Origin of the sequence: Sphingomonas yantingensis (genome assembly GCF_014199325.1) — a bacterium.
GTDB classification, from domain to species: domain Bacteria; phylum Pseudomonadota; class Alphaproteobacteria; order Sphingomonadales; family Sphingomonadaceae; genus Sphingomonas; species Sphingomonas yantingensis.
Genome location: NZ_JACIJJ010000002.1, coordinates 237,398 through 261,606 on the forward strand (window position 1 = coordinate 237,398; position 24,209 = coordinate 261,606).

23 protein-coding genes and 2 tRNA genes are annotated in these 24,209 nt (G+C 69.0%); 8 read left to right on the forward strand and 17 right to left on the reverse strand.

Annotated features, from left to right (window positions below; translation table 11 throughout):
• Nucleotides 1-5 precede the first annotated feature (5 nt).
• Both FHR19_RS07395 and FHR19_RS07400 read right to left on the reverse strand, forming a co-directional pair.
• Nucleotides 6-3,212, reverse strand: a complete 3,207-nt coding sequence (locus FHR19_RS07395) for an efflux RND transporter permease subunit (RefSeq protein WP_184026490.1) — start codon at nt 3,210-3,212, stop codon at nt 6-8.
• 20 nt (nt 3,213-3,232) lie between these two features.
• The gene (locus FHR19_RS07400) at nt 3,233-4,423 is read right to left on the reverse strand and encodes an efflux RND transporter periplasmic adaptor subunit (protein ID WP_184026493.1); all 1,191 of its coding nucleotides are present in this window, start codon (nt 4,421-4,423) and stop codon (nt 3,233-3,235) included.
• 249 nt (nt 4,424-4,672) lie between these two features.
• Here FHR19_RS07400 and FHR19_RS07405 point away from each other — a divergent pair, with 249 nt between their 5' ends.
• Nucleotides 4,673-5,392 (forward strand): SIMPL domain-containing protein, encoded by a 720-nt coding sequence (locus FHR19_RS07405; protein ID WP_184026495.1) that lies wholly within the window; start codon nt 4,673-4,675, stop codon nt 5,390-5,392.
• Between the two features lie 113 nt (nt 5,393-5,505).
• Here FHR19_RS07405 and FHR19_RS07410 read toward each other — a convergent pair whose 3' ends face one another.
• The 3 genes from FHR19_RS07410 to FHR19_RS07420 all read right to left on the reverse strand — a co-directional run bounded on the left by FHR19_RS07410 (nt 5,506) and on the right by FHR19_RS07420 (nt 6,573).
• A complete protein-coding gene (locus tag FHR19_RS07410; protein WP_184027603.1) occupies nt 5,506-5,757 on the reverse strand; it encodes a GlsB/YeaQ/YmgE family stress response membrane protein in 252 nt (83 codons plus the stop codon).
• Nucleotides 5,758-5,960: 203 nt separating this feature from the next.
• The gene (sciP, locus tag FHR19_RS07415; protein WP_116839339.1) at nt 5,961-6,260 is read right to left on the reverse strand and encodes a CtrA inhibitor SciP; all 300 of its coding nucleotides are present in this window, start codon (nt 6,258-6,260) and stop codon (nt 5,961-5,963) included.
• 97 nt (nt 6,261-6,357) lie between these two features.
• On the reverse strand, nt 6,358-6,573 hold the full coding sequence (locus FHR19_RS07420) for a hypothetical protein (RefSeq protein WP_184026498.1): 216 nt from the start codon (nt 6,571-6,573) through the stop codon (nt 6,358-6,360).
• 118 nt (nt 6,574-6,691) lie between these two features.
• Between FHR19_RS07420 and mnmA the strand changes: the two genes are divergently transcribed.
• Both mnmA and FHR19_RS07430 read left to right on the forward strand, forming a co-directional pair.
• Nucleotides 6,692-7,807, forward strand: coding sequence for a tRNA 2-thiouridine(34) synthase MnmA (gene mnmA / locus FHR19_RS07425; RefSeq protein ID WP_184026501.1), 1,116 nt, complete (start codon nt 6,692-6,694; stop codon nt 7,805-7,807).
• A gap of 55 nt (nt 7,808-7,862) precedes the next feature.
• Nucleotides 7,863-8,216 carry a GIY-YIG nuclease family protein gene (locus FHR19_RS07430; protein ID WP_184026504.1) on the forward strand — a complete coding sequence of 118 codons (354 nt, stop codon included), beginning with the start codon at nt 7,863-7,865 and terminating at the stop codon, nt 8,214-8,216.
• A 9-nt stretch (nt 8,217-8,225) separates the two neighbouring features.
• Here FHR19_RS07430 and FHR19_RS07435 read toward each other — a convergent pair whose 3' ends face one another.
• Nucleotides 8,226-8,891 (reverse strand): RlmE family RNA methyltransferase, encoded by a 666-nt coding sequence (locus FHR19_RS07435; RefSeq protein WP_184026508.1) that lies wholly within the window; start codon nt 8,889-8,891, stop codon nt 8,226-8,228.
• The gene (locus tag FHR19_RS07440) at nt 8,888-9,934 is read right to left on the reverse strand and encodes a Ppx/GppA phosphatase family protein (protein ID WP_184026511.1); all 1,047 of its coding nucleotides are present in this window, start codon (nt 9,932-9,934) and stop codon (nt 8,888-8,890) included. Before FHR19_RS07440 ends, FHR19_RS07435 begins: the two co-directional genes overlap by 4 nt.
• Before the next feature lie 154 nt (nt 9,935-10,088).
• Here FHR19_RS07440 and FHR19_RS07445 point away from each other — a divergent pair.
• Nucleotides 10,089-10,162: transfer RNA gene (locus tag FHR19_RS07445), tRNA-Gln, on the forward strand.
• A gap of 77 nt (nt 10,163-10,239) precedes the next feature.
• Here FHR19_RS07445 and FHR19_RS07450 read toward each other — a convergent pair.
• The 4 genes from FHR19_RS07450 to folK all read right to left on the reverse strand — a co-directional run bounded on the left by FHR19_RS07450 (nt 10,240) and on the right by folK (nt 13,555).
• Nucleotides 10,240-12,087: a methyl-accepting chemotaxis protein gene (locus tag FHR19_RS07450; protein ID WP_184026514.1), complete on the reverse strand. Its 1,848-nt coding sequence runs from the start codon at nt 12,085-12,087 to the stop codon at nt 10,240-10,242.
• A gap of 185 nt (nt 12,088-12,272) precedes the next feature.
• On the reverse strand, nt 12,273-12,890 hold the full coding sequence (locus FHR19_RS07455; RefSeq protein WP_184026517.1) for a flavin reductase family protein: 618 nt from the start codon (nt 12,888-12,890) through the stop codon (nt 12,273-12,275).
• A gap of 88 nt (nt 12,891-12,978) precedes the next feature.
• A tRNA-Lys gene (locus FHR19_RS07460) sits at nt 12,979-13,054 on the reverse strand.
• Entirely contained in the window at nt 13,055-13,555 is a 501-nt protein-coding gene (gene folK, locus FHR19_RS07465; protein WP_343053202.1) for a 2-amino-4-hydroxy-6-hydroxymethyldihydropteridine diphosphokinase, read from the reverse strand.
• A 23-nt stretch (nt 13,556-13,578) separates the two neighbouring features.
• On the opposite strand from folK, the gene FHR19_RS07470 reads away from it, so the two are divergent.
• Entirely contained in the window at nt 13,579-14,247 is a 669-nt protein-coding gene (locus FHR19_RS07470) for a uracil-DNA glycosylase (RefSeq protein WP_184026522.1), read from the forward strand.
• Here the strand turns inward: FHR19_RS07470 and FHR19_RS07475 are convergent.
• From FHR19_RS07475 to FHR19_RS07485, 3 genes are read right to left on the reverse strand one after another with little or no spacing between them, the layout of a single operon-like run.
• On the reverse strand, nt 14,244-14,753 hold the full coding sequence (locus FHR19_RS07475) for a GNAT family N-acetyltransferase (protein WP_184027606.1): 510 nt from the start codon (nt 14,751-14,753) through the stop codon (nt 14,244-14,246). The two genes, FHR19_RS07470 and FHR19_RS07475, sit on opposite strands and share 4 nt — an antisense overlap.
• Nucleotides 14,750-15,454: a hypothetical protein gene (locus FHR19_RS07480; protein ID WP_184026525.1), complete on the reverse strand. Its 705-nt coding sequence runs from the start codon at nt 15,452-15,454 to the stop codon at nt 14,750-14,752. The genes FHR19_RS07475 and FHR19_RS07480 overlap by 4 nt, the downstream gene beginning before the upstream one ends.
• On the reverse strand, nt 15,451-16,650 hold the full coding sequence (locus tag FHR19_RS07485) for a toxic anion resistance protein (protein ID WP_184026528.1): 1,200 nt from the start codon (nt 16,648-16,650) through the stop codon (nt 15,451-15,453). Before FHR19_RS07485 ends, FHR19_RS07480 begins: the two co-directional genes overlap by 4 nt.
• A gap of 142 nt (nt 16,651-16,792) precedes the next feature.
• On the opposite strand from FHR19_RS07485, the gene FHR19_RS07490 reads away from it, so the two are divergent.
• Genes FHR19_RS07490 through FHR19_RS07495 form a run of 3 tightly spaced genes read left to right on the forward strand, consistent with a single transcriptional unit; the run spans nt 16,793 to nt 19,404 of the window.
• Nucleotides 16,793-17,266, forward strand: a complete 474-nt coding sequence (locus FHR19_RS07490) for a hypothetical protein (protein WP_184026531.1) — start codon at nt 16,793-16,795, stop codon at nt 17,264-17,266.
• Between the two features lie 42 nt (nt 17,267-17,308).
• The gene (locus tag FHR19_RS17655; RefSeq protein ID WP_246359392.1) at nt 17,309-18,274 is read left to right on the forward strand and encodes a magnesium and cobalt transport protein CorA; all 966 of its coding nucleotides are present in this window, start codon (nt 17,309-17,311) and stop codon (nt 18,272-18,274) included.
• The gene (locus tag FHR19_RS07495; protein WP_343053203.1) at nt 18,265-19,404 is read left to right on the forward strand and encodes a GNAT family N-acetyltransferase; all 1,140 of its coding nucleotides are present in this window, start codon (nt 18,265-18,267) and stop codon (nt 19,402-19,404) included. Before FHR19_RS17655 ends, FHR19_RS07495 begins: the two co-directional genes overlap by 10 nt.
• On the opposite strand, the gene FHR19_RS07500 is transcribed toward FHR19_RS07495, so the two are convergent.
• From FHR19_RS07500 to FHR19_RS07510, 3 genes are read right to left on the reverse strand one after another with little or no spacing between them, the layout of a single operon-like run.
• Complete coding sequence (locus tag FHR19_RS07500; RefSeq protein ID WP_184026537.1) at nt 19,379-21,034, reverse strand: hypothetical protein; 1,656 nt, start codon at nt 21,032-21,034, stop codon at nt 19,379-19,381. The genes FHR19_RS07495 and FHR19_RS07500 overlap by 26 nt on opposite strands.
• A 9-nt stretch (nt 21,035-21,043) precedes the next feature.
• Complete coding sequence (locus tag FHR19_RS07505; RefSeq protein WP_184026539.1) at nt 21,044-22,564, reverse strand: hypothetical protein; 1,521 nt, start codon at nt 22,562-22,564, stop codon at nt 21,044-21,046.
• Nucleotides 22,561-24,195 (reverse strand): hypothetical protein, encoded by a 1,635-nt coding sequence (locus tag FHR19_RS07510; RefSeq protein WP_184026542.1) that lies wholly within the window; start codon nt 24,193-24,195, stop codon nt 22,561-22,563. The genes FHR19_RS07505 and FHR19_RS07510 overlap by 4 nt, the downstream gene beginning before the upstream one ends.
• Nucleotides 24,196-24,209 lie beyond the last annotated feature (14 nt).

The following is a 24,209-nucleotide window of genomic DNA, read 5'->3' on the forward strand; positions in this document are numbered from 1 at the left end:
CGATCCTACTCGGCCGGCTGCGAGCCCTCGTCGCCGCGATAGCCGATGCGTCCGCCCGGCTGGTGGTCGATGACGTGCGGCCCGTCGCCATGGTCGTCGCCGGGGCGATAAGTCAGCAGCCGCTTGGACAGGCGCGGGCCGATCCAGCGTTCGACCGCGACCGACAGGCTGAAGGTGGCGGGCACGATCAGAAGCGTCAGGATCGTCGACAGCGTGAGGCCGCCGATCACGGTGATGCCCATCGGTGCGCGCCACGATCCGTCGCCCGAGATCGACAGCGCGGTCGGGACCATGCCGGCGACCATCGCGACGGTGGTCATCACGATCGGCTGCGCCCGCTTGTGCCCGGCGTCGATGATCGCAGTCATCTTGTCGACGCCCTTGTGCATCTCCTCCAGCGCGAAATCGATCAGCAGGATCGAGTTCTTGGCGACGATGCCGAGCAGCATGAGCAGGCCGATATAGACCGGCATCGAGATCGGCTGGCCCGTGACCCAGAGCGCGAGCAGCCCGCCGAGCGGCGCCAGCAGCAACGATCCCATGTTCACGAACGGCGGCATCACCCGCTTGTAGAGCAGCACCAGCACCGCGAGGACGAGGAGGATGCCCGACACCACCGCGATGATGAAGTTGGCGATCATCTCGTTCTGGAACTTGCTCTGACCCAGCGTCAGGCGGTTCACGCCGATCGGCAGGTTCTTCATCGTCGGCAGTTCGTCGATCTGCTTCATCGCGGTGCCGCTGACGACGCCGGGGGCAAGGTCGGCACCGATGTTCAGGCGGCGCTGCTGGTTGACGCGGTCGATACGCGTGGGACCCGCGCCGAAGCCGATGTCGGCGACGACCGACAGCGGCACCGATCCGCCCGACTGGGTCGAGACGGGCAGGTTCTGGATCGTCGACAGACGTTCGCGCGCATTCTCGTCCAGCGCGACGCGGATCGGGATCTGCCGGTCGTTCAGGCTGAAGCGCGCGCTGTTCTGGTCGATGTCGCCAAGCGTGGCGATGCGGATCGCGCTCGACAGCGCGGAGGTCGTCACGCCGAGGCTGGCGGCCAGGTCCATGCGCGGTCGGATGACGATTTCGGGCCGCTGGAGGTCGCCCTGCACGCGCGGCGCGACGACGCTGGGCAGGCGGCCCATTTCCTCCATGATCTTGTTCGCCGTCTGGGCGAGCAGGACCGGGTCCTCGCCGCCCAGCGTGATGGTGAGGTCGCGACCCGAGCCGCCCCAGCCGCCCTGCGCACGGAAATTGACGCGCGCATCGGGGATCGCGGCGAGGACCGGGGTCAGCCGCCGCTCGAACTCGTTGCTCTTTTCCTTGCGGCCGTCCTGAAGCATCGCGGTCACGCGGCCGTTGCCGACGAAGCTGCGGGCATAGGTGTCGGTGACGATGCTTTCCTTGGCCAGGATCTGCTGCACCTTCTGCACCACGGCATCGGTCTGGGCGAGGGTGGTGCCCGGCACCATCTCGACCAGCGCGGTCACGTCGTCGGCGTCCTGCGTCGGCTGGAACGTCTGCGGCAGGACGGTGAACATGAAGAGCGTGAGCGCCAACGCGAAGAAGCCCGCGCCCACCACCCACACGCGGTGGTCGAATACCGGGGCCATCAGCTTTCGCCACCAGCCGCGCTTCGCCGCGAACGCCTTTGCGCGCTCATGGCGCAGGGACCAGCGCAGCACGCCGACATAGGCGTCCATGATCGGGCCCTCGCCATGTTCGGCATGACCCTTGGCCTTCAGGAAATAGGCCGCGATCATCGGCGTGATGAGCCGCGCGACGGCGAGGCTGACGAGCACCGCGGCAACGACAGTCAGGCCGAAATTCTTGAAATACTGGCCCGAAATGCCCGGCATCAGGCCGACGGGCAGGAACACCGCGACGATCGCCATCGTCGTCGCCAGCACGGCGAGCCCGATCTCGTCGGCGGCGTCGATCGATGCCTGGTAGGCCGACTTGCCCATCCGCATGTGCCGGACGATGTTTTCGATTTCCACGATCGCATCGTCGACCAGCACGCCGGCGACCAGGCTCAGCGCCAGCAGCGTCATCTGATTGAGCGTGAAGCCCAGCATGTCCATGAACCAGAAGGCCGGGATCGCCGACAGCGGGATCGCCAGCGCCGAGATCGCGGTCGCCCGCCAGTCGCGCAGGAAGAAGAAGACGACGACGACGGCGAGCACCGCGCCCTCGACCATCGCCATCAGCGCGCTGTGATACTGGTCCTCGACATATTTGACGTTGTTGAACAGCTTTTCGAAGCGGACCTTGGGGTTGCGCTCCTGCAACGCCTTCAGCTTTTCGACCGCGCCGTAATAGACGTTGACGTCGGACGCGCCCTTGGCACGCTTGATGTCGAAGGCGACGATCTGGCGCTTGTTGTATTCGGCCTTCGAGCGGACCTCGGCATTGCCGTCGATCACGCGGGCGATGTCGGACAGGCGCACGGTGCGCCCGTTGCCGAGCGCGATCTGCTGCTGGCCGAGGCTGAAGGCGGTTTCGGCGTTGCCGAGCACGCGCACCGCCTGTTCCGACCCGGCGATCTCCGCGCGGCCGCCGGCTGCATTGAGATTGACCTGGCGAAGCTGGTTGTTGACCTGCGTTGCGGTCAGGCCGAGCGCCTGGAGCTTGACGGGGTCGAGCACCACGCGAACCTCGCGCTGGACGCCGCCGATCCGCTCGACCGTCGACAGGCCGGGGACCGACAGCAGTTCCTTGGCGACGGTGTTGTCGACATACCAGGACAGCTGCTCGATCGTCATGTCGGGGGCGATCGCGGTGAAGCTCGCCAGGTCGTTGTCGGTGGTGTTGGCGCGATAGATCTGCGGCTCGAGGATGCCGTCGGGCAACTCGCTCCTGATCTGGGTGATCGCCTCTCGCACGTCCTGCACTGCGCGGTCGATCGGCGTGCCGATGGCGAGCTGCACGACCGTGGTCGAAGAGCCTTCCTGCACGTTCGACGAAATCTCGTCGATGCCCTGGAGCGAGCGGACGGCGGATTCGACGCGCTGGGTCACCTGCGTCTCGAGCTCGGTCGGCGCGGCGCCGGGCTGGCTGACGACGACGATCGCGATCGGAAACTCGACGTCGGGCTCGTTGTTCACGTCCATGCGCATGAAGCTGACGAGGCCGGCGATGGTCAGCGCGGCGAACAGCACCAGCGACGGTACCGGATTGCGGATCGACCAGGCCGAGATGTTGCGGAAGTTCATCGCGATCGTCCTTCCCTGCCTCAGCGCTCGATCTTGACGAGCGTCGGCTTGACCTTCTGACCCGGCGCGAGGAACCCGCCCGCCGAGAGGACGACGCGCTCGGTCCCGTCGAGGCCGCTGGCGATCGACACGCCGCCGTCGGACACCTCGCCGATGCGGACATCGCGGCGCTGCACCTGGTTCTTGGCATCGACGACGTACACGAAATTGCCCTTCGTGTCGCTCAGCACCGCCGATTCGGGTAGCTGCGGGGCGACCGCGGCACCCGCCACGATCTGTGCCGCGGCGAAACCGCCGGGCCGCAGGCTCTGACTGTAGGGCAGGGCGATGCGGGCGATGCCTTGGCGCGTCTGCGGGTCGATGATCGGCGACACCTGCCACACCTCGCCCTTAACCGGCGTGGTCGAGCCGACCGGCGTTACTTCGGCCGGGGCACCGGTACGGATGCGGGCGAGATCGCTTTCGGCGAGCTGCGCGCGCATTTCCATCTGGCCGCCCATGGCGATGCGGAACAGCACCGCCTGGCCGCCACCGACGATCTGGCCCGGCTCGACCGCGCGGGCGAGGACAAGGCCGTCGGCGGGCGCGCGGATGTCGAGGCGGCGGTTGCGCGCGCGCGTCTCGCCAAGCTGCGCCTCGGCGACCGAGACGCGGGCGCGGGCGGCGTCGCGGGTCGCGGTGCGGCGCTCGACATCGGCCTTCGAGATGAAGCCGCGATCGACGAGTTGCTGCGCGCGCTTCAGCTCGCTGTCGGCGATCTGCGCGTCGGCGCGCGCGACGCGCACCTGCGCGGCCAGTGCCTCGGCCGATTCGGTCTGGACCGAGCGGTCGACGCTCGCCAGCACCTGGCCCGCGCGCACCCAGCTGCCCGGTTCGACGAGCACCGCGGTGACGAGCCCGCCTTCGCCGACGACGCCGATCGGCATCTCGCGCCGCGCCGCCAGGCTGCCGGTGCCCGAGATGATCGTGCGCACGGTGTCGCGGCCCGGGACTGCGACGCTGATCGAGGGAATCTGGGTCGAGCGCGCGCCGTCGCCCTTCAGAGGGTCGACCTCGGCGGGCTTGGGCCGCATGAGGTACCAGGCGAGCAATCCGCCGAGCAGCACCAGCACGCCGATCACGATCCAGCGCCGACGGCGCGAGGGCGGGGGCGGCGTGCCGTCGGTCAGGAGGCGGCCATCGGCATCGATCGTCGAAGTCTCGTAGTTCATCCTGCACCCTTTGCCGCCCGTCACCCCCCAGTTGGCGCAGGCTTCACGCTCGTTCGTTCAAGCTGTGTTATCTGAATAAATCACCGACCTCAAGCCGGCTTCGTTGCGGACATGCTCGATTCCGCTACGACGCGCAAGGAAATGCTATAGGAAACAAGCCATTTCCGCCGCTTTTCGTTCAGGCGGCGTTGAGGTTATGGGTGCGAAACGGTCGTCGCCCGACCGGGGCAGGAGGACGACGAACCGATGATGAGGATGATGACCGCGACGCTGGTCGCTGCCGCTGCCGCGCTGCCGACCATGGCGATCGCACAGCAGCAGGTGCAGGGGCCGATCCTGACCGACGGCACGCTGCTCGACGTGGTGGCGGAGGGGCGGACGGTGCGCCAGCCCGACCTGGCGACGATCGACGCGGGCGTCGTCACCCAGGCGGCAAGCGCGGCCGAGGCGCTTTCGGCGAACGCCGCGCGGATGGAGCGGGTACTCGCGGCGCTGAAGCGCGCGGGCGTCGCTGACCGCGACGTGCGCACCGCGACGATCAGCCTGCAGCCGCAATATCGCTATGGCGAGAACGTGCCGCCGGTTATCACCGGCTATCAGGCGTCGAACCGCGTGTCGGTGCGCTTCCGCGACGTGGCGCGCAGCGGCACGGTCCTCGATGCGCTGGTCAAGGAAGGCGCCAACCAGATCGACGGCCCGACGCTCGGCCTCGCCAACCCCGATGCGGCGCTGGACGAGGCGCGGACCGATGCGATCGCCCGCGCGCGGGCACGGGCCGAACTCTATGCGAAGGCGGCGGGGCTGCGCGTCGAGCGGATCGTCGCGATCGGCGAGAGCGGGTCGAGCATGCCCCAGCCGCCGATGCCCGTCGTCATGATGGCGCGGATGGAAGCGGCGCCCCGGACGCAGATCGCCGCGGGCGAGCAGGACGTGACTGCCACGGTAAATGTCCGGTTCCTGCTGAAGTAGCCAAATTTGCTTCGTCACCCCGGATCAAGTCCGGGGTGACGGCGAAGCACAACGGAAAAGGGCCGCCGGATCGAACCGGCGGCCCTTCTTTTCCTTGCCCGAAGGCGCAGTCCTTAGCGGACGCGGCCGCGACGGACGAGGTTGACGATCGCCAGCAGGATGATCGCGCCGACCAGCGAGCTGATGAAGGTGTAGAGCGTCACGCCCGCGTTGATCGAGCCGCCGAAGAGCAGGCCGCCGACGAACGCGCCGACGATGCCGACGACGATGTTGAGCAGGATGCCCTGCTGCGCATCGGTGCGCATGACCATGCTGGCGAGCCAGCCCACGACACCACCGACGACCAGCCAGATGATAAGACCCACGAGATCCATTTTCCGTCCCTCCGTTACGCCCGCTCACGCCGGGCTTCTGGAATGACACGACTCGTTACGGAAAAGATTGTTCCGTAACTGATTTGATTTGTGTCAAGGGAACTTTTCGGCACTTTAGCGATGAAATGGCGACGAAAAAGGGCGGCCCACCGTGATGGACCGCCCCAGGTGCGTCGGCTGTTCCGGGCCGAGTCTCAGTATTTCTGCTGCCGCTCGTAGAGTGAGCGATAATGTTGGATGCGGGTGACGCGCAGCCCCGGCATGCCCGACCGGTCGATCGCGCGCTGCCAGCCGGCGAACTCCTCGACCGTCAGGCCGTAGCGCTCGCAAACCTCGTCAACGGACAAGAGGCCGCCATTGACCGCGGCCACCACTTCCGCCTTGCGACGCACGACCCAGCGCGTCGTTTCTGGGGGCGGCAGCGTGTCGAGCGTCAGCGGCTCGCCGAGCGGCCCGATGACTTTTGCCGGCCTGATTTTCTGGTTCTCGATCATTCTCGTACCTCGATCGGGGCGGGGGCCCCCTCTCACGCTACCTTCATTAATGCGACCCGTTTGAAGAACCGCTAAAATCCCAAGGTAAACATCACCTTCATCCCTGCCCCATCAGGCGCAGCATCGTCGCGGTTTCGCGCTCGAACGCACCAAAGTTGCGACCGACGCCGTTGCCAGCGGCCAGCCGTGCGGCGAGCCGAGCGGTCGGCGTCGCCGCCTGTCGCCCCGCCGCACTGGCCAGCAGCATCGAAAGCGATGCGAAGCCCGGCGGCGCAAGCACCGCCGGGGCGAAGCGCGATCCACTCAGGTCCATCGTACGACGCCATCAACAACACCAGTCATGGGGACGGGCTTAGGGGCGATTGCTGAAGGTCCCGTAAAAGCCCGCGGATTTTGCATCGCGGGCCCGTGCGCCTTATGTGGGCGCCATCATGATCGTCCCGGATTTCCAGTTGCCCGCGCCCTTGTCGGCGAAGCGGATCGTCGTCGCCATGTCTGGCGGCGTCGACAGTTCGGTCGTCGCCGCGCTTGCCGCACGCTCGGGCGCCGAGACGGTGGGCGTGACGCTCCAGCTCTACGACCATGGCGAGGCGGTGGGCCGCGCGGGCGCGTGCTGCGCCGGTCGCGACATCCGCGATGCGCGCGCGGTCTGCGACAAGCTTGGCATCGCGCATTACGTCTTCGACCACGAGACGAGCTTCCGCGCCCAAGTGATCGACGACTTCGCCGACGAGTATCTGGCCGGGCGCACCCCGATCCCCTGCGTGAAGTGCAACATGGGGCCGAAGTTCACCGACCTGTTCGCGCTCGCCCGCCAGCTCGGCGCCGATTGCCTCGCCACCGGCCATTACGTCCGCCGGGTGGAGGGGGCGAACGGTGCCGAACTCCACCGCGCGGTCGATCCGGCGCGCGACCAGAGCTATTTCCTGTTCGCGACGACGCGCGGCCAGCTCGACTTCCTGCGCTTCCCGCTGGGCGGCCTGCCCAAGGCCGATGTGCGCGCGCTGGCCGCCGAACTCGGACTCGGCGTGGCGGGCAAGCCCGACAGCCAGGATATCTGCTTCGTCCCCGACGGCGACTATGCCGGCCTCGTGCGCAAGTTGCGGCCGGAAGCGGGCGAGGGGGGCGAGATCGTCCATGTCGACGGCCGCGTGCTCGGCCGGCACCCGGGGCTGGTCGGTTACACCGTCGGCCAGCGCCGCGGGCTGGAGATCGGCGGCCTGTCGGAGCCGCTCTATGTCGTCCGCCTCGATCCCGCGACCAAGCGAGTCATCGTCGGCCCGCGCGCGGCGCTCGCCGTGTCGGCCGCACGGATCGAGGGGGTGAACTGGCTGGGCGAGGGCGCGGCGCTGGACGACGTGACGGTGAAGGTCCGCTCGCTCGCCAGGCCCGTGCCCGCCCGGCTTGAGGGCGACCGGGTGGTCTTCGCCGCGCCCGAATATGGCGTCGCGCCGGGGCAGGCGGCGGTCCTCTACGAAGGCGACCGCGTGCTCGGCGGCGGCTGGATTGCCGAGACCGAAGCGGCGGCGCTGGTGGCGGCCGCCTGAGCCCCGTCGTCACCCCGGACTTGTTCCGGGGTCCACCTCGCGGCAATCAAGGCGGATGGATCGAGAGCGCGTCCCGTGCATCTACATCATGGCGAGTGCGACAAATGGCGTTCTCTACGTCGGAGTGACGTCCGACTTGCTTGCCCGTATCGTCCAGCACCGAAGCGGTACATTGGACGGGTTCACAAAACGATACGGCGTGAAGCGGCTGGTCTGGTACGAAACGGCGGCCACGATGGAAGCGGCGATAGCGCGCGAGAAGCAATTGAAGCGTTGGCGACGGGACTGGAAGCGCAACCTGATCGAGCGCGACAATCCCGATTGGAACGATCTTCCGGTCGGGCTCGGCCTGCCGCCGCTTACGTCAGCGCCATTAGGACCGGTGGACCCCGGAACAAGTCCGGGGTGACGAAAGGGCTTACCCCCGCCGCCCCTTGAACCCTGCGGCCACGACGAACCACTCCACCGATCCCTTGCGGCTCGATGGCGGCTTGGCGTGTTTCACGCTAGCGAAATTGCGCTTCATTTCGGCGACCATCGCGCTGTCGCCGCCGCCGGCGAACACCTTGGCGACGAAGGTGCCGCCCTCGCGCAGTATTTCGCAGGCAAACAGGTGCGCCGCCTCGACCAGCGCGGCGGTGCGCAGCGCATCGGTCTGCGGGTGACCGACGGTGTTGGCGGCCATGTCGGACAGGACGAGGTCGGCCTCGCCGCCCAGTTCCTCGCGCAGCCGGTCGGGGGCGGCGTCGGACAGGAAATCCATCTGGAGGATCGTCACCCCCTCGATCGGATCGACGGGGAGCAGGTCGATGCCGACGACGCTGGCGTTCGGCAGGCGGCGCTTGACCACCTGGCTCCAGCCGCCGGGCGCGAGGCCGAGGTCGACCACGCGCTTCGCCCCGCGCAGGAACGCGAACTTCTCGTCGAGCTCGATCAGCTTGTAGGCCGCGCGGCTGCGATACCCTTCGGCCTTGGCGCGTTTGACGTACGGATCGTTGAGCTGGCGCTCCAGCCACCGCGTCGATTGCGCGGTGCGGTTGCGCGCGGTCTTGACGCGGACTCGCCCGCCGGGACCGCGGCTCATGCCGCGCTCGCCATCAGGCGGCGGAGGATCCCCTCGCGGATGCCGCGATCGGCGATGCCGAGGCGTTCGGCCGGCCACAGGTCGAGGATCGCCTCGAGGATCGCGCAGCCCGCGACCACCAGATCGGCCCGCTCGCTGCCGATGCACGGCACCTTCGAACGCTGCGCCAGGTCGAGGCCGGCGAGCCGTCCGCTCACCTCGCGCATCGCCGCGGCCGGCACGATCAGGCCATCGATCGCCGAGCGGTCATAGGCAGAAAGGCCCAGATGCACGCTGGCCAGCGTCGTCACCGTGCCGCTGGTGCCGAGCAGGCGCGGCGTTCCCGTGGGCCGCCCGACGCGGCCGGCGAATGGCGCAAAGGCGGTCGCGACTGCGCCTTTCATCCGCGCATAATGATCGAGCAGGGGCTCGTCGGGGCGCGCGGCCACCCCCTCGGTCAACGAGACGACGCCCCAGGGCGCGCTGTGCCAGTCGAGCACGCGCGGCGCGGGTTCGGAATTGTTGACGAGGACAAGTTCGGTCGACCCCCCGCCGATGTCGAAGACCAGCGCCGGCCCGTCGCCCGGCTCCAGCAGCGCATGACAGCCGAGCACGGCGAGCCGCGCTTCCTCTTCGGCGGAAATGATATCGAGCATGATCCCCGTTTCGGCGCGGACGCGCGCAATGAACTCCGGCCCGTTGCTGGCCCTTCGGCACGCCTCGGTCGCGACCGACCGGGCAAGCGTGACGTTGCGGCGCTTCAGCTTGTCGGCACAGATGCGAAGCGCCGCGATCGTCCGCTCGATCGCGGCATCGGATAGCCGGCCGCTGGCCGCCAGCCCCTCGCCCAGCCGGACGATGCGCGAGAACGCGTCGATGACCGCGAACCCGCCCCCTTGCGGCCGCGCGATCAGGAGCCGGCAATTGTTGGTGCCAAGGTCGAGCGCGGCATAATGCCGCGCCTCGCCGCCATGATGGCGACGCTTGCCGGGCGGGTCGGCCGAACGGGCAGGCGCCGGTCCGGGTCGGCGCCGCTTCGGCGACTGGGCGGATGGATCCCCCATGCCGTATCTCGCTTTATGTTCTATCCGTCACGGCAAAGATTGCCGCCGGTGCTTGGGTGCCAAGCTAACGCAGCGCGCCCCTTGCGACAAGGGCCGCACTTTCGTGGGTTGACCGCCCCGAAACCGCATCTTATGTGGCGCGCCTTGCCGACATTGCCCTGTCGTCTAATGGTAAGACTACGGACTCTGACTCCGTCAATCGTGGTTCGAATCCACGCGGGGCATCCATCTCTCGGCGGCGTATGCATACCCGCATTGATCGCGATGATTTGACACGCGGATAGCGCACCCGCCGTGGCGATCGATCAGGCAGCGCCGCGCAATAGGGCGACGACGCGGTCGCATTCACTCTGGAGCGCCTGCGTGCGCGAGCGGACCGCCGCGCTGATCGATCGCGTTTCCCGCGCGGCGGCTTCGGTCCGCTCGAACGTGTCGATTAGTGCGCGGAACGTCTGGCGCAGCGACGTGGTGCTCGTCTCGATCGCGCCGATCGTGCCGCGGATGTCGGCGCTGGTGCGATGCTGCTGCGTCGCCGAGTGGACGGTTTGCGAGGCGGAGGCCGCGAGCGTGTCGAGTGCGGCGTTCAGCGCATCGCTCATCCGCACGGCGGCATGCGTCGCGGTACCGATCTCGGCCACGCGTGCGGCGATCTCTCGCGTCGTGACGGCGGTCGCCTGCGAGAAATTGCGGACTTCCTGCGCGACCACGGCGAAGCCGCGCCCGTTCTCGCCCGCGCGCGCCGCCTCGAGCGCGGCATTCAGGGCGAGCAGGTTCGTCGCCTGGCTGAGCGTCGCGATCCGGTCCGACGACTCCTCGATCAGCGCGACCGTCCGCACCAGCGCCGCGTTGGCGCTCTGGACGGTGGCGGAATGGCCCGCCGCCTCAATCGTCGCCTCTGCCGAGCGTTCGGCCTCACTGGCGATCAGTTCGGCATCGGCGGCCAGGATGCGCATCCCGTCGAGCAGCGACGCGGTGGCTTCGGAGGCGTCGGCGGCAACGGCATCCGCGGCCTCGGCCCGCTGCTGCTGGTCGACCACGGTGAGCAGCGTCTGGTCGGCACTGTCGTCGAGCGCGTCGGCGACTTCGCGCAGGGAGCCGATCAGCGCGCCGATCGTACGTTCGAGCTGGTCGGCGATCAGCGTGGTCGATCGCGCAAGCTCGCTGCGGTGGCGAAGTGCGTCGGCGAGGCGGCGCTCGGCCTCCCGCTCACCCGCTCGCCGGGCGGCCTCGGCCGCGTGCAGCGCCCGTTCGGCCGCATCCTGCGCCGCCTCGGCCGCGACGCGCGCGGCCTGCTCCCCGTCGGCGGCGGCAAGCGCGGCGGCGGTCCGTTCGGCCAGCCGATCGTTGAGCCGGCGCACGCGGCGGATCACAGCCGCGCCGATCGCCACGAAGGCGAACAGGCAAAGCGCCAGCACCGGCAGCATCGAGCGAAGCGCGATGATCGCGGGCACCAGCCGCTGCCAAACGATGACGCCCAGCAGCCGGCCCCGCCAATCGCGGATCAGCGTCGAGGCATCGTCGTCCGCCGACGCCCCGGCCTCACGCCAGCCGAGTCCCTTCAGCCCGAAACCCTGCGACCATTCGGCCAGCACCGCGTCGTCGAGCGCGCGGACGTCGACGAAGATCCGGTAGATTCGACGGTCGAGGCGGACGGGGCCCTTCTCGCGCACGATCGGCGAGAAGCCGATCAGCGCCGGCCGGCCGCCGAAGCGCCCGATCAGCACCTGTGCATCGCGCCGCGCCCGCACCTCCGCCTCGGTCGCAGGCAGCCGCGCGAGCAGCGTCTTCAGCATCGCCGGCTCAATCATCCGGTCGAGGGGCGGGGCGGGGCCTTCCGGGATATGGCCGAACAGCGTTCGCCCGGCGGCGTCGATGACATAGCCGCGCCCGATCGGCGTGCCCCATTGCGACTGGACCCAGCGCGCGTCCATCGCGCCGTAAGCGTGGTCGGCCGCGTCGTCCCAGACGGCGTTAATATAGGTCTCGTTGCTGATCCGCGACCGCTCGCGATCGATCGCGCCGGCGACCGTCGCGGCGGCGATCCGGTTGGCGTCGCGATCCGCCTGCCAAGTGAGGAAGGTCGTGGCGATCACCGCGGTGACGATGGCGAGGGCGATGAGGGCGTAGAGCAGGGCCGTGATAGTGGCCGACACGTCGGCGTCGGGTGCCGACCCCGATCGCAACCATCGCCGTAGGTCGAGGCCCGCCCCTTTCATTCGCCGATATCTACGCGCCGTTCGATAAGCCAAAGTTAAGGCGGCATACCGAGGTCGTCGATCTTAGATCGTTATTAAGGGTCAGTGTCGGCACTACTTGAAATGGCTGCCGGGTTCTGCGGTCAGCGCGGGCGCATCATCCGGAAGAGCGCGTCCTCGCGGATCTCGAAATAGTCGCCCGGCCCGCCGCCGCGCGTGATCGGTCGCGCGCGTGCCGTCTGGTAGACGCCGTCCTCCAGCATCGCGCGGTCGATATGGATGCCGACCGCCTCGCCGATCACCAGCCACTGGTCGAGCGCGCGATGCTCCTTCGTCTGAAGCTGCACCACCTGCGTGACGATGCATTCGAACGACACGGGGCTGGCCGCCACGCGATCGGGCCGGACGAGGCGGGAGGGCAGGGCGTCGATCCCGGCGAGCGCGAACTCGTCGACGTCGCTGGCCACCATCGCCGACGTTGCGTTCATCTGCTCGGCGAGCGCGCGGGTCACGAGGTTCCAGACGAAGTCGCCCGTCGCCTGCGCATTGGCGACGCTGTCCTTTCGCCCGACCGAGGAAAAGGCGATCAGCGGCGGCTGGTAGTTGATTAGGTTGAAGAAGCTGTACGGCGCCAGGTTGCGCGTGCCGTCCGCTGATACGGTGCTGATCCAGCCGATCGGCCGCGGTGCGACGATCGCGTTCAGCGGATCATGCGGTAGCCGATGGCCCTCCGCCGGGCGATAGAAGTGCCAGTCGGTCATCGGCCCGCGATGCGCAGCGCCGCGCCGATCGTCAATATCCGCGTGGCGGCTCCGCCGGCGGTTTCGTCGACTGAGGGGGGCGGGACGATGGTGGGTCCGCCGGGGCTCGAACCCGGGACCTCTCGATTAAAAGTCGCTTGCTCTACCAACTGAGCTACGGACCCCTACCATCGATGCGCGGACCTAGGGATGGAGCAGCGCGCGGTCAACCGGGTGCGAAGCTGGCGAAGCGTGAGGCCGGTGACCGGATCGCGCCAGTCGGGGGCGATGGCGACGGCGGGGGTCAGCACGAAATCGCGCGTGCGGAACGCGGCATGCGGGATCGTCAGCGGGCGCGTTCGCCAGCGGCCGCCGCCCCAGAGAATGATGTCGAGGTCGAGCGTCCGCGCGCCCCAGCGTCGTCCACGCCGCCGCCCGAAATCGCGCTCGATCGCCTTGAGCGCGGCCAGCATCGCCGGGGGCGACAGCTCGCTGTCGAGGAGCGCGGCGGCATTGGCGTAGCGGCGCAGCGACGGGCCGATAGGGGCGCTCGGCAGGACCGGCGATCGCGCGGCCACCTGGCCGGGCAGCGCCGCGAACGCCGCCGCCAGCGTCGCCGCCGGGCCGCCATGACGAGACGGCCGGTTCGATCCGAGCGCGATCAGATAGGTTGTTGCCGTCGCCACGATCCCCCGCCTATGCCGGGCCGATGTTCGCGCCAAGCCCCCTGCCCGATACCGAACCCCCGCGCGACTGCCCGCGCTGCCCCCGCCTGGTCGCATTCCGCGAGGCGTTACGGGTCGAATACCCGGACTGGTGGAATTCGCCGGTCAATGCGTTCGGCGATCCCGATGCGTGGCTGGCGATCGTCGGCCTCGCCCCCGGCAAGCATGGCGCCAACCGCACCGGCCGGCCCTTTACCGGCGACCATGCCGGTGTGCTGCTGTTCGACACGCTCGGCAAGTACGGGCTGGCCGAGGGGACGTACGAGGCGAAGCCCGACGATACGCTCGCGCTCAAGGGCGCGATCATCATCAATGCGGTCAAGTGCCTGCCGCCCGAGAACAAGCCGACGCCCGAGGAAATCCGCACCTGTCGCCCGTTCCTCGAGGGACAGATCGCCGCACTTCCTGCTCCCCGCGTGTTCGTGGCGCTAGGCCAGATCGCGCATCAGTCGGCGGTCAAGGTGCTGGGCGGCAAGCTGCCCAAGGCCAAGTTCGGGCATCTGGCCGAGCACCGGATGCCGGGCGGGCAGGTGCTGATCGATAGCTATCACTGCTCGCGCTACAACCAGAACACCGGCCGCCTGACGCCCGAGATGTTCGAAGCGGTGTTCGCACGGGCGCTAGAGGTGAAGGCGGAACTGGGCGCGGGCTAGGCGGCGGCGAGGGGGCGGCGCATCCACCGCGCCGCCTTGCCATAGCCGGCGACCTTGGCGGAAAGCGCGGGCGTCGTGGTTGCTTCCACGAATCCGAGCAGTTGCCAGTAACCGGCCGCGCCCTCGACCGCGATGAGTTCGGCTTCGGTCAACCCGTCCCGCCGCGCCGCTTCCAGCGCCGCCGCGACCAGCCGCTCGCCGACGCGCAGGCCGCGGGCGGCGGGGGCGAGCGCGAGGTCGTGGAGGAACAGCACTTCGCGCGCTGCGCCCGGATCGAGGATCGTGCCGACCGCGGGCGGCGATCCGCGCGGCCAGCCATGGGCGAGGATGTAGCCGATCAGTTCGCCCGCCCGCCGCGCGGCGAGGCAATAGCCGGCCGGATGGTCGATCCGGCTGACGAACGCGTCGGCGGGCTCAATCAGGAACGGCGGATAGGCCGCGGCCTGGATCGTAAGCGCCGCGGGCAGGTCCGCGCGGGCCAGCCGGTCGATCGCGACGTCGGTCAGAGCGCCTCGTCGCCCTGATAGCGGATCTGGAGATACCGCCCGCGCGTCGCGAGCAGGTCGAGGTCGCCCTGCGCGAGTTGGGCGGTCATGGTGGCGATTTCCTGGTCGATCACCTTCAGCCCCTCGACCAGCTGCGCGTCGGGCGTCGCGCCGTTGCGCTCGGTGCGGCGGAGGGGTTCGGGGACCTGCTGATAGCTCTTCACCAGTTCGGGGAGCTGCTCGGCGACGAGCTTGCGTACCTCGGCGGCGGCGGGCTCGCGCTCGTCGAGGCGGGCGAGCTGGGGCGAGAGCGTCTCCAGCTTCACGCCGATCGAATCGACCAGCGTGCGCGCGGGGGCGGGCAGGGCGAGGCGCTGGCCCTCCAGCCATTGCTCGGTCTGGAGCGGCAATGCCTTCAGCGGGGTTTCGGCCAGCTTCTCCGGCGTCGGCGCGGCGTCGGTGCGGGCGAAGGCGATGACGAGCGTCGTCGCGATCAACAGGCCCATGACGATCATCGCGCCCAGCGTGCCGAGCGGCGTTACCATGCCAATCATCAGCGCGATCGCGATGATGAGCCCGTCCGCCAGCGCGATCGCGCCAACGCGGCGGATGACCGTGCCCTCGCGCCGCCGACCCGCTCGACGCGACAGGCTGGACCGGCGCTCCCGCGCGCGCTCCAGCGCTTCGCTCGCGCGCGCGATCTGGGCGTCGACCTCGCTCACAGCGCCTCCAGCTTGAAGGTCTGGCCGCCGCTTGCGCCATTCTGCGCGGCGCCCTCGGCGCGGGCGATATAGCCCTTCGACTTCTCGACCTCGTTGCCCAGCGTCGTCACCGTCGTCTTCATGCTGTCGAGGGCCTTCAGCTTGAACGTGTCGATCGCGTCCATCGTGTCGTAGATGTTCTGGAACGCGCGTTGGAGCGTCTCGAGCGGGATGGTCGAGGACGCCGACTGCTCGTGGATCCGCGCGGTCTGCGACTTGAGGAGCGCGCCGGTCGAATCGATCAGGCCCGCGGTCGTGGTGTTGAGCGCCGTGATCTGTTCGAGCACCAGCTTCTGGTTGGTCAGCGCCTGCGCCACGGTAACGGCGGTGCGCAGCGCCGAGACGGTGGTGGTGCTCGCGCGATCGACGCCCTTCACCAGCTCGACGTTGTTCTTCTTGACCAGGTCGAGCGCGAGATAGCCCTGCACCGTCACCGCCATCTGGGTCAGCAGGTCCTGCGTGCGCTGGCGCGTGTAGAAGAGCGCGGTCTCGCGGATCGCCTTGGCTTTGGCCGGATCGCTGTGGTCGAGCTCGTTGGCCTTGTCCTCCAGCCGGGCGTCCATCGCCTTGGACAGGTGGATCATCTGTTCGAGCCGGCCCATCGCCGCCCACAGGTTTGCGCGCTCGGTGTCGATCGCGGCATTGTCCATCAAGAGCTCGTCCTTGCCGGAGGCAAGGCGCTTCAGGATCGCGGCGATATGGCTCTGCGCGGACTGATAGCCGTCGAAATAGTCGCGCATCTTGTCGCCGAAGGGCAGGATGCCGAACAGTTTCTTCTTGGTGAACAGGTCGCCCTTCTTGCCGGGATCGAGATCCTCGACCGTGCGGCGGAGCGCCAGGAGGTCGGCGCCGACGCCGCTTTCCTGGTCCATCGCGCGGACCGGGCGGTCGAGGAAGCGGTTCGACTGGCCCGCCGCGTCGCGGATTTCCTTGTTCCCCATCGCGCTGATCGCATCGACGCGCTTGCCGAACTCGGGCGAGTTCACGTCCTGTGCCACCAGATCGTCGATGAAAGCATCGACGCGCTGTTCGAGCTCGGACTTCTTGGCCGCATCGACGGGGACGAGGCCGGCGGCCTGCGTCGGTGCGACCGCGGGCACGGGATCGGGCGGGGTCAGCTTCAGTGCGGGTTCGGCAGTCGTCGTCTCGGTCGCCATTCCATCCTCCGTCCGGTGCCCGCGACGATGGCCGCGATCGGCACCGGCTTCAACCGTATTAGATAATCAATACACCTGTCGCCGCAAGTTTGGCGAGTGTCATGGCGCACGCTAGCGTGACGGCGATCCCGGAGGAACCCCGATGCCGATGCTCGCCGCGCTGTTGATGCTCCAGACCGCCGCCTGTCCCGCCGGGGCGGAGCCGGTTCCGGCCGCGCTGTCCGCATGGGGGCAGGGGGCGCCGGTTTCGGCCGCCGCCGACGCGAACGCGCCGACGATCGCTATCGGCACGCCTGTCGAGGTGGCGCTGCATCCCGCCGCGCACCTGAAGCTGCCCGCGCCGCCGCAAAAGGCAGCGGCGGCGGACAGCCATGGCGGCCTCGTCGCCTTCGACACGGCCCGCGCGGGCAAGGTCCGCGTGGCGCTGTCGGCGCCCGCGTGGATCGAGCTGGTTTCGGGCGGCAAGGCCGTCGCCTCGATCGGACACGGCCATGGCCCGCGCTGTTCGGGGATGCGCAAGATCGTCGATTTCGAGCTGCCCGCCGGCCGCCATCTGATCCAGTTGTCGGGCAGCCCCGACGCATCGGTACGGCTGATGGTCGTACCCGGCGCCTGAAGCCATTGCGAACCGTCGCGCGCCCGCCCAGATAGCGCGCGCATGACCGTCGTCGCCGCCACCCTCTATCGCGCCGGCAAATGCGTCGGTCCCGTCTCGATCGACGCGATGCCCGAATGCCACGGCGACGACGAGTTCGTGTGGATCGGCCTCTATGAGCCGAGCGAGGAGGAATTGCGCACGATCGCCGATCGCTATCACCTGCACCCGCTGGCGGTGGAGGATGCGATCAACGGCAAGCAATTGCCCAAGCTCGACATTTACGGCGAGCAGCTGTTCGTCGTCGCGCGCACCGCGCATCTCGACGGCGATCACATCCGCTATGGCGAGACGGCGATCTTCGTCGGCAAGCATCACGTCGTGACCGTCCGCCACGGATCGGCGCGCGCGCACACCGAGTTGCGTAAGGAGCTCGAAACCTCGCCCGCGCTGCTCAGGCGCGGGACCGATTATGTGCTCCACGCGATCCTCGACTTCATCGTCGACGGGTATCAGCCGATCATCGACCAGATCGAGGAACAGGTTCTCGAGATCGAGCAGTCGACGCTCGACAGCTTCCTGACCCGCGAACAGACCGCGCGGCTGTTCACGTTCCGCCGACAGCTGATCCGGTTCCAGCGGGTGACGGTGACGATGAGCGAGCTGGTCGCCAAGCTCGTCAACCTCGACGTGCCCTGCATCGACCGCGACATCCGACCCTATTTCAAGGACGTGCTCGACCATCTGCGCCGCACCGAATCGACGACGGCGACGCTGCGCGAAGTGCTGGGGCAGGTGTTCGAAGTCTCCAACCTGCTCGAACAGCAGCGGACGGGCGCGATCACGCGGCAGCTGGCGGCATGGGCGGCGATCCTGGCGGTGCCGACCGCGATCGCCGGCATCTATGGCATGAACTTCGACTACATGCCCGAGCTGAAGGTGAAGGGCGCCTATTTCGTCGTGCTCGGCGTCATCGCGACTCTGTGCACGATCCTCTATCTGCGATTCAAGGCGCTCAAGTGGCTGTAACGGCGCGGATCGCACGCGGGGTGGGCGAGATCGCCGCCGCCGACTGGGATGCGTGCGCGGGGGGCGACAATCCGTTTCTCAGCCACGCGTTCCTGTCGCTGCTCGAACGCTCGGGTTCGGTCGGCGGGCGGAGCGGCTGGACGCCGCTGCCGATCGTGGTCGACGGGGCGGACGGACGGCCCGCGGCGATCGCCCCCGCCTATGCCAAGACGCACAGCCAGGGCGAATATGTGTTCGACCATGGCTGGGCCGATGCGTGGGAGCGGGCGGGGGGGAGCTACTATCCCAAGCTTCAGGTCGCCGTCCCGTTCACGCCGGTGCCCGGCCCGCGCCTGCTCCTGCGTGAGGGGGCCGAGCCCGCACCGCTGATCGCCGCGATCGAGGCGGTTGTGGACCAGAACGGCCTGTCGTCGGCGCACGCGACCTTCGTTGAGGCCGAACAAATCCCCGCGTTCGAGGCGGCGGGGTGGCTGGTGCGCGAGGGGGTGCAGTTCCACTGGGCCAATCGCGATTATTCGAGCTTCGACGATTTCCTCGCCGACCTCGCCAGCCGCAAGCGCAAGAACCTGCGCAAGGAGCGCGCCGCCGCCACTGAGGGCCTGACGATCCGGCACCTGACCGGGGCGGAGATCACCGAGTCGCACTGGGATGCGTTTTGGCTCTTCTATCAGGATACGGGCAGCCGCAAATGGGGGCGGCCATACCTGACCCGCGCCTTCTTCTCGATGCTGGGCGAGGCGATGGGCGACCGGGTGCTGCTGATCCTGGCCGAGCGGGACGGGATGGCCGTAGCCGGGGCGCTCAACCTGATCGGCGCCGACGCGCTCTACGGCCGCTACTGGGGGTGCAGCGAGGACGTGCCGTTCCTCCATTTCGAGCTTTGCTACTATCAGGCGATCGATGCGGCGATCGCGCGCGGCCTCGCTCGGGTCGAGGCGGGGGCGCAGGGGGAGCACAAGCTGGCGCGCGGCTATGCGCCCGTCGCCACGTGGTCCGCGCACTACATCCCCGATCCGTCGTTCCGCCGCGCGGTCGCCGATTTCGTCGAGCGGGAACGGCTGGCGGTGGAGCGCGAGGCCGAATATCTCGGCGAGCTCACGCCGTTCAGGAAGCCCGGTTCGCCCGGTTGATCGCTTCCATCCGCGTCTTCATCTCCGGCCCGTAGGGGCCGAGGTCCTGCATCATCAGTTGCGGCGCCCGCGCGGCGTCGTCGACGCGGAACAGTGCACTGGTGCCGTTCCGCCAGACGGGGATCAGCCCCGCCTCCAGCCGGCGGTCGTATTTCGGCGGCTGGACGATCCAGACATAGTCGTAGGTCTGGCGCGGGAAGCGGGCGAGGCTGACGGCGATCGGTCGCCACCATTCGCGCGCGCATTTGACGTCGGTCACGATCTGCGACGGGTCGTGGTTGAACCCGCGCGCGCCCTGCAGCTTGACGGTGAGAAGCTGCGCCCCCGCCATCGACCACTGGTCGTTGGCATAGGCAAGCTTGCGCTCGAGCGCGATGCCGGGGAGATGCTCCAGCCGCGACATCTTCCATTCGTAGCGGCACGTCTCACCGATGAAGGTGATGAGGCGCGCGCCCTGGGGCAGCTTGTCGAGCGCGGCCAGTTCGCGGTCGTAGCTCTTGTCATAGAGCCAGAAGCTGTAGGTGGTGGCGGCGATCCGTACCCCGAAAAAGGCGAGGCCCGCCGCCGCCAAGAGCGCGGCATTGCGCATCGGGATGCCGGGCTTGGGCCGGAGCGCCAGCAGCGCGATGCCGAGCGCGAAGGGCGCCAGCCGCATGTCGGCATAGGCCGAGCCGAAGACGATGCGCGGCAGCAGCACATAGACCGCGACGAGGAAGAGCGCCGAGATGCTGAGGTGCCGCGAATACTGGATATTGGGGTCGCGCAGTCCCTTCAGCAGCACCAGGAACAGCGTGGCGAGCGTCGCCATGTCGAACAATTCCCAGCGATCGCGAAAGATCATCGTGACCCACTGCATCTTCGCGCGCCAGTTGAACCAGTCGGCGGTCTGGCCGCCGACGTGCCCCCCCGATCGCCAAGCGAGCATCAGCACTGCGGGCGGGAACAGCGAAAGGCAGTGGATACCCGCCCAGAACGGCGCCTTCCACTTTTCCGACCAGCCGGGGTGGCGGTCCCATTGCCGGATCAGCTCGCCGGCAAAGGCGAGCACGCCGAGCAGCCCCCAGCCATAGGTATGGCAGACCCACAGGATCAGCCCGATCGGCACGAAGAGGACGGCGCGCAGCTTCAACCGGCCCAGCCGCGCGAGCCGCAGCCACAGCGCGAAGGCGTTGAGCGCCAACGCCATCGCCAGCGCGAAATTAACGAAGCCGAAATGGAAGGGGAAGCTGTAGACGATCGGGAGCGCGAACAGCGCGGTCGCGGGGATGCGGCCATGCACCTCGCGCGCGATCCAGAGCAGGCCGGTCGCGGTCAGCACCGGCGTCATCAGCACGATCAGCTTGACCGCGAGCTCGAGCCCCATGATCGGCTCGAGCGGGACGATCAGCAGGTCGATGCCCAGATTGCCGATCAGCTGCCAGTCGAAATTATACCAGTCGCCCAGCCACGGCACCTGTCCGTGCGCGAGCTGAACGCGGTACCGGCCCATATGGCCGGGGAGGTCGACCAGCGGCGGGATGTCTGGCCAGATCAGCGGCACTGCCGCCAGCAGCGCCATCGCCGCCACGAACCAGCGCGTCTGCCACCACCGAAGCGGTTCCTGCCCCGCGCCCTCACCGTGCCCCTGCATCGCGCGTCCTTAGCGGGTGGGGGCGGGGTGCGACAAGCGGTTCACCGCACGCCCTGTCGCAATGCGGTAAAGCGTTGACGGGCCGTCGCTCGCCACCCGGATCACGTTGGGGGCAAGGCTTGGGCGGGCGGGAAACCCGATGGTCCAGACGTGCGTGAACACGCGGCGATCGGCATCGCGCACCGCCGCGGCAAAGTCCGTGGGCGCATATTCGCACGCCTTCCGATAGACGAGCTGCGACGGGTCGCGGTCATAAGGGGCGGCAAGCGGATGGCGGTGGGCGAGCAATTGCTGCCCGGCGATCGTCCACTGGCCGTTGTCAAAGATGTCGCGCCGCACCTCCGCGATGCCCGCCAGATGACCCAGCCGGTCGGACGACCAATCGGACGCGCAGGGTTCGTTCACCAGCACGAGCACCGCCGCGCCGCGCGGAATGGCGGGGACAATATGGAGTGCCGCCTGCTGCCGTTGTGCCACGATCGCGAAGCTCGCGGTCGTCGCACCCGTGCGGACGATGAGGAAGGCGAGCCCGAATAGCAGCAGCCGGGCGGTGAGCCGCGGCTCGGCCACGCGCACCGCGATCAGCGCTACGGCAAGCGCCGGCGCCAGCATCCGCATGTCTACATAGGCCCCGCCGAGCGCGAGCCGCGGCAGCATGGCGAACGCCGCGACGAGGATCGCCGCGACCGCGCCCAGCACCGGATCGAAGCGGAACGCGCGGTGGCGGATCGCCGTCCAGAGCAGCCCGGCGATCAGGATCGCGCTGGCGACGTCGAACCATTTCCACCGGTCGCGCAGCAGCCCGGCGACCCAGACCGCCTTTGCCCGCCAGTCCCAGGCCAGCGGCTGCGCCTCCCCGCCATGGCCGCTCACCATTGCGAGGATCGGGAGCGCGAGGGGCAGGCAGCTCATGCCCGCCTCGATCAGCGCACGCGGCCATGGGCGCCCCCGTTCGCGCCGCAGCGCGGTGTCGGCGGCAAAGGCGGCGAGCCCGAACAGCCCCCATCCGAAGCTGTGCGCGACCCACAGGGCACAGGCCGCGGGAGTCAGCAGCATCAGACGGAGCGTCGGCCGCGGCGCCAGCGCGATCCACGTCGCCAGCGCCCACAGCGCGAGCGCCGCGGCGAGCGCGAAGTTGACGAAGCCGAGCTGGAACGCCTGTCCGTACGCCAGCGTCGCGGCAAACCCGATCAGCGGCGGCACGCGCAACCGGCGGGCTCGCGTGAGCATCATCAGCCCGCCGACGAACAGCGCGGGGATCAGGATGACGATCGCCTTCGCCGCTGCCTCCGCCCCGATCACGCGCGCCAGCGCGATCGCAGGCAGGTCGACGCCGAGATTGCCTACCAGCGCCCATTCGTAGCGCCAGTGCGCCTGAAGCGCGGGCGACTGGGCGAGCGTGGCGGCGATGTGATAGCGCCCGATATGGCCGGGCAGGTCGTTGAGCGGCGGGATCGCCGGCCAGAGCAACGGCGCGACCGCGCATGCGAGCAGCAGGAACGCGATCCGCCGGGTCGGTATGTCTGTCACCGGACCCGCCAGACGTTCGCCACGCCGGTCGGCCACAGCCATGCTGGCGTATTCCCCCCGACCAGCGCCGGACCGAAGCCATGATCGATCCGCATCGACGAAAGGGCAGCGGGACAGGCGACGACATAATCGACGCGCAGGTCTTGGACGGTCGCCCGCGCCTCGCTTTCGCTACCCGCGAACAGGCGATAGCTGGCGAGATTACCCGCGGCATTGCGGTGATAGGGCGCGGCGATCGCGTGATGGCGCGTCGCAACGAGCAGCCACGGGCCGAGGTCGACCGGGCCCAGCACGCGGCCCGGTGCCAGCGCAGCCATCGCGCGCGCCGGTTCGATCCTGTCGCAGGGCGGGCCGGCGGCGGGCGCTTGCGCCACGGGCAGCGCGGCGGCGGCGATCGGCCAGACGATACCCGCCCCCGCCACCCAGATCGGCAGCGCGGCCAGCGGCGACACACCCCGCGCGCGATCGAGCGCCAATGCGATCAGTGGGGGCGCCAGCGCCGCCGCGGTATAGGCGCCGCGCAGCTGCAAAAACGCGATGCCAAGGCCCGCGGCGACCAGCGCCGCGATCGTCAGCGCCGGGCGGTGGCGCGCGGTCAGGGCGGCGGCGATCAGGCCTACGACCCCGATCCCGACATAGCCGATCGCCCAGCGCGGGTCGGTGGCGAGCATCGGCTGCGCCTCTCCCACCTCAGTCAGCCAGACCCTCGCCAGCGCCGGATCGACCGCGCCATAGGGCGAGAGGCAGGCGGGCACGAGCCAAGCGATGCCGGCCACCGCCGCGCTGCCTGCTGCCAGCGCGGCGATGATGCGCGCTTGCGGCGTGGGCAGGCCTGTCTTGCAAAGCGCAAGTAGCAGCAGCGCCGCCGCGCCGATCGACCCCGCCCGCCAACTTGCGCGCGCAAAGCCGTCGCACGGCGCGCTGGCCCAGTCGCCGGGCGCGACGACCATCGCCAGCAGCGCGAGGCCGAGGAACAGTGCGACCGCCAGCGCAGGAAGCTGTGGGCCGGGCGCGCGCGTCCAGTGCAGCACCGCGACGCCGATCCCGACCGCCAGAACGGGCGCGGTTTCCATGCCGATGCCGAGCGACAGCGCCGCCGCCACGCCCGCGACGATGCCGCCCGCTCGCTCCCGCCGCGTGACGAGACCGAGTGCGAACAGCGCCAGCAGCACCATCTGAAGCCCGTGATGATCGATCCGCCCCGGCGAGAATAGCGTCGTCGCCGGATAGGCGAGCGCGGCAATAATCGCGGCATCCACAGGCCGCGCCCCGACCGCGCGCGCCAGCCGGGCAGTGACGAACAGGAAGCCGGCGAACAGGAGCGCGGGCCAGAGGACCAGCATGACCGCCTCGCCCATCCCCGCCCGCAACATCGCCGCGGGGATCAGGTCGGGCAGCCGCGACCAGTGCATCGCGACGCCGTCGACGCCGATCCGGTACTGACTCAAATCGCCGAACGCCTGTCCGGCCAGCCAGTCGCGGATCTGCTGCAACCGTACCGCGTCGTCGCCATCGGGCAGCGCGAGCCGCGACAGATCGGCGCGGCGCACCCACCACCAGCCGAGCGTCATCACGCCCGCCAGCCCGCTCGCCCACGTCAGGTCGCGCGCGATCGGCGCCGGTGTATCCATGCGCCCCCGGGTAA

Bases quoted from the DNA above. Each gene is read 5' to 3' on its own strand.
- FHR19_RS07430 (WP_184026504.1), top strand. From the start codon at position 7,863: ATGGATCGAGAGCGCGTCCCGTGCATCTACATCATGGCGAGTGCGACA.
- FHR19_RS07420 (WP_184026498.1), bottom strand. From the start codon at position 6,573: ATGGACCTGAGTGGATCGCGCTTCGCCCCGGCGGTGCTTGCGCCGCCG.
- FHR19_RS07455 (WP_184026517.1), bottom strand. From the start codon at position 12,890: ATGACCGACTGGCACTTCTATCGCCCGGCGGAGGGCCATCGGCTACCG.
- FHR19_RS07440 (WP_184026511.1), bottom strand. From the start codon at position 9,934: ATGGGGGATCCATCCGCCCAGTCGCCGAAGCGGCGCCGACCCGGACCG.
- FHR19_RS07400 (WP_184026493.1), bottom strand. From the start codon at position 4,423: ATGAACTACGAGACTTCGACGATCGATGCCGATGGCCGCCTCCTGACC.
- mnmA (WP_184026501.1), top strand. From the start codon at position 6,692: ATGATCGTCCCGGATTTCCAGTTGCCCGCGCCCTTGTCGGCGAAGCGG.
- sciP (WP_116839339.1), bottom strand. From the start codon at position 6,260: ATGATCGAGAACCAGAAAATCAGGCCGGCAAAAGTCATCGGGCCGCTC.
- FHR19_RS07510 (WP_184026542.1), bottom strand. From the start codon at position 24,195: ATGGATACACCGGCGCCGATCGCGCGCGACCTGACGTGGGCGAGCGGG.
- FHR19_RS07470 (WP_184026522.1), top strand. From the start codon at position 13,579: ATGTTCGCGCCAAGCCCCCTGCCCGATACCGAACCCCCGCGCGACTGC.
- FHR19_RS07405 (WP_184026495.1), top strand. From the start codon at position 4,673: ATGAGGATGATGACCGCGACGCTGGTCGCTGCCGCTGCCGCGCTGCCG.
- FHR19_RS07395 (WP_184026490.1), bottom strand. From the start codon at position 3,212: ATGAACTTCCGCAACATCTCGGCCTGGTCGATCCGCAATCCGGTACCG.
- FHR19_RS07435 (WP_184026508.1), bottom strand. From the start codon at position 8,891: ATGAGCCGCGGTCCCGGCGGGCGAGTCCGCGTCAAGACCGCGCGCAAC.
- FHR19_RS17655 (WP_246359392.1), top strand. From the start codon at position 17,309: ATGACCGTCGTCGCCGCCACCCTCTATCGCGCCGGCAAATGCGTCGGT.
- FHR19_RS07490 (WP_184026531.1), top strand. From the start codon at position 16,793: ATGCCGATGCTCGCCGCGCTGTTGATGCTCCAGACCGCCGCCTGTCCC.
- FHR19_RS07485 (WP_184026528.1), bottom strand. From the start codon at position 16,650: ATGGCGACCGAGACGACGACTGCCGAACCCGCACTGAAGCTGACCCCG.
- FHR19_RS07500 (WP_184026537.1), bottom strand. From the start codon at position 21,034: ATGCAGGGGCACGGTGAGGGCGCGGGGCAGGAACCGCTTCGGTGGTGG.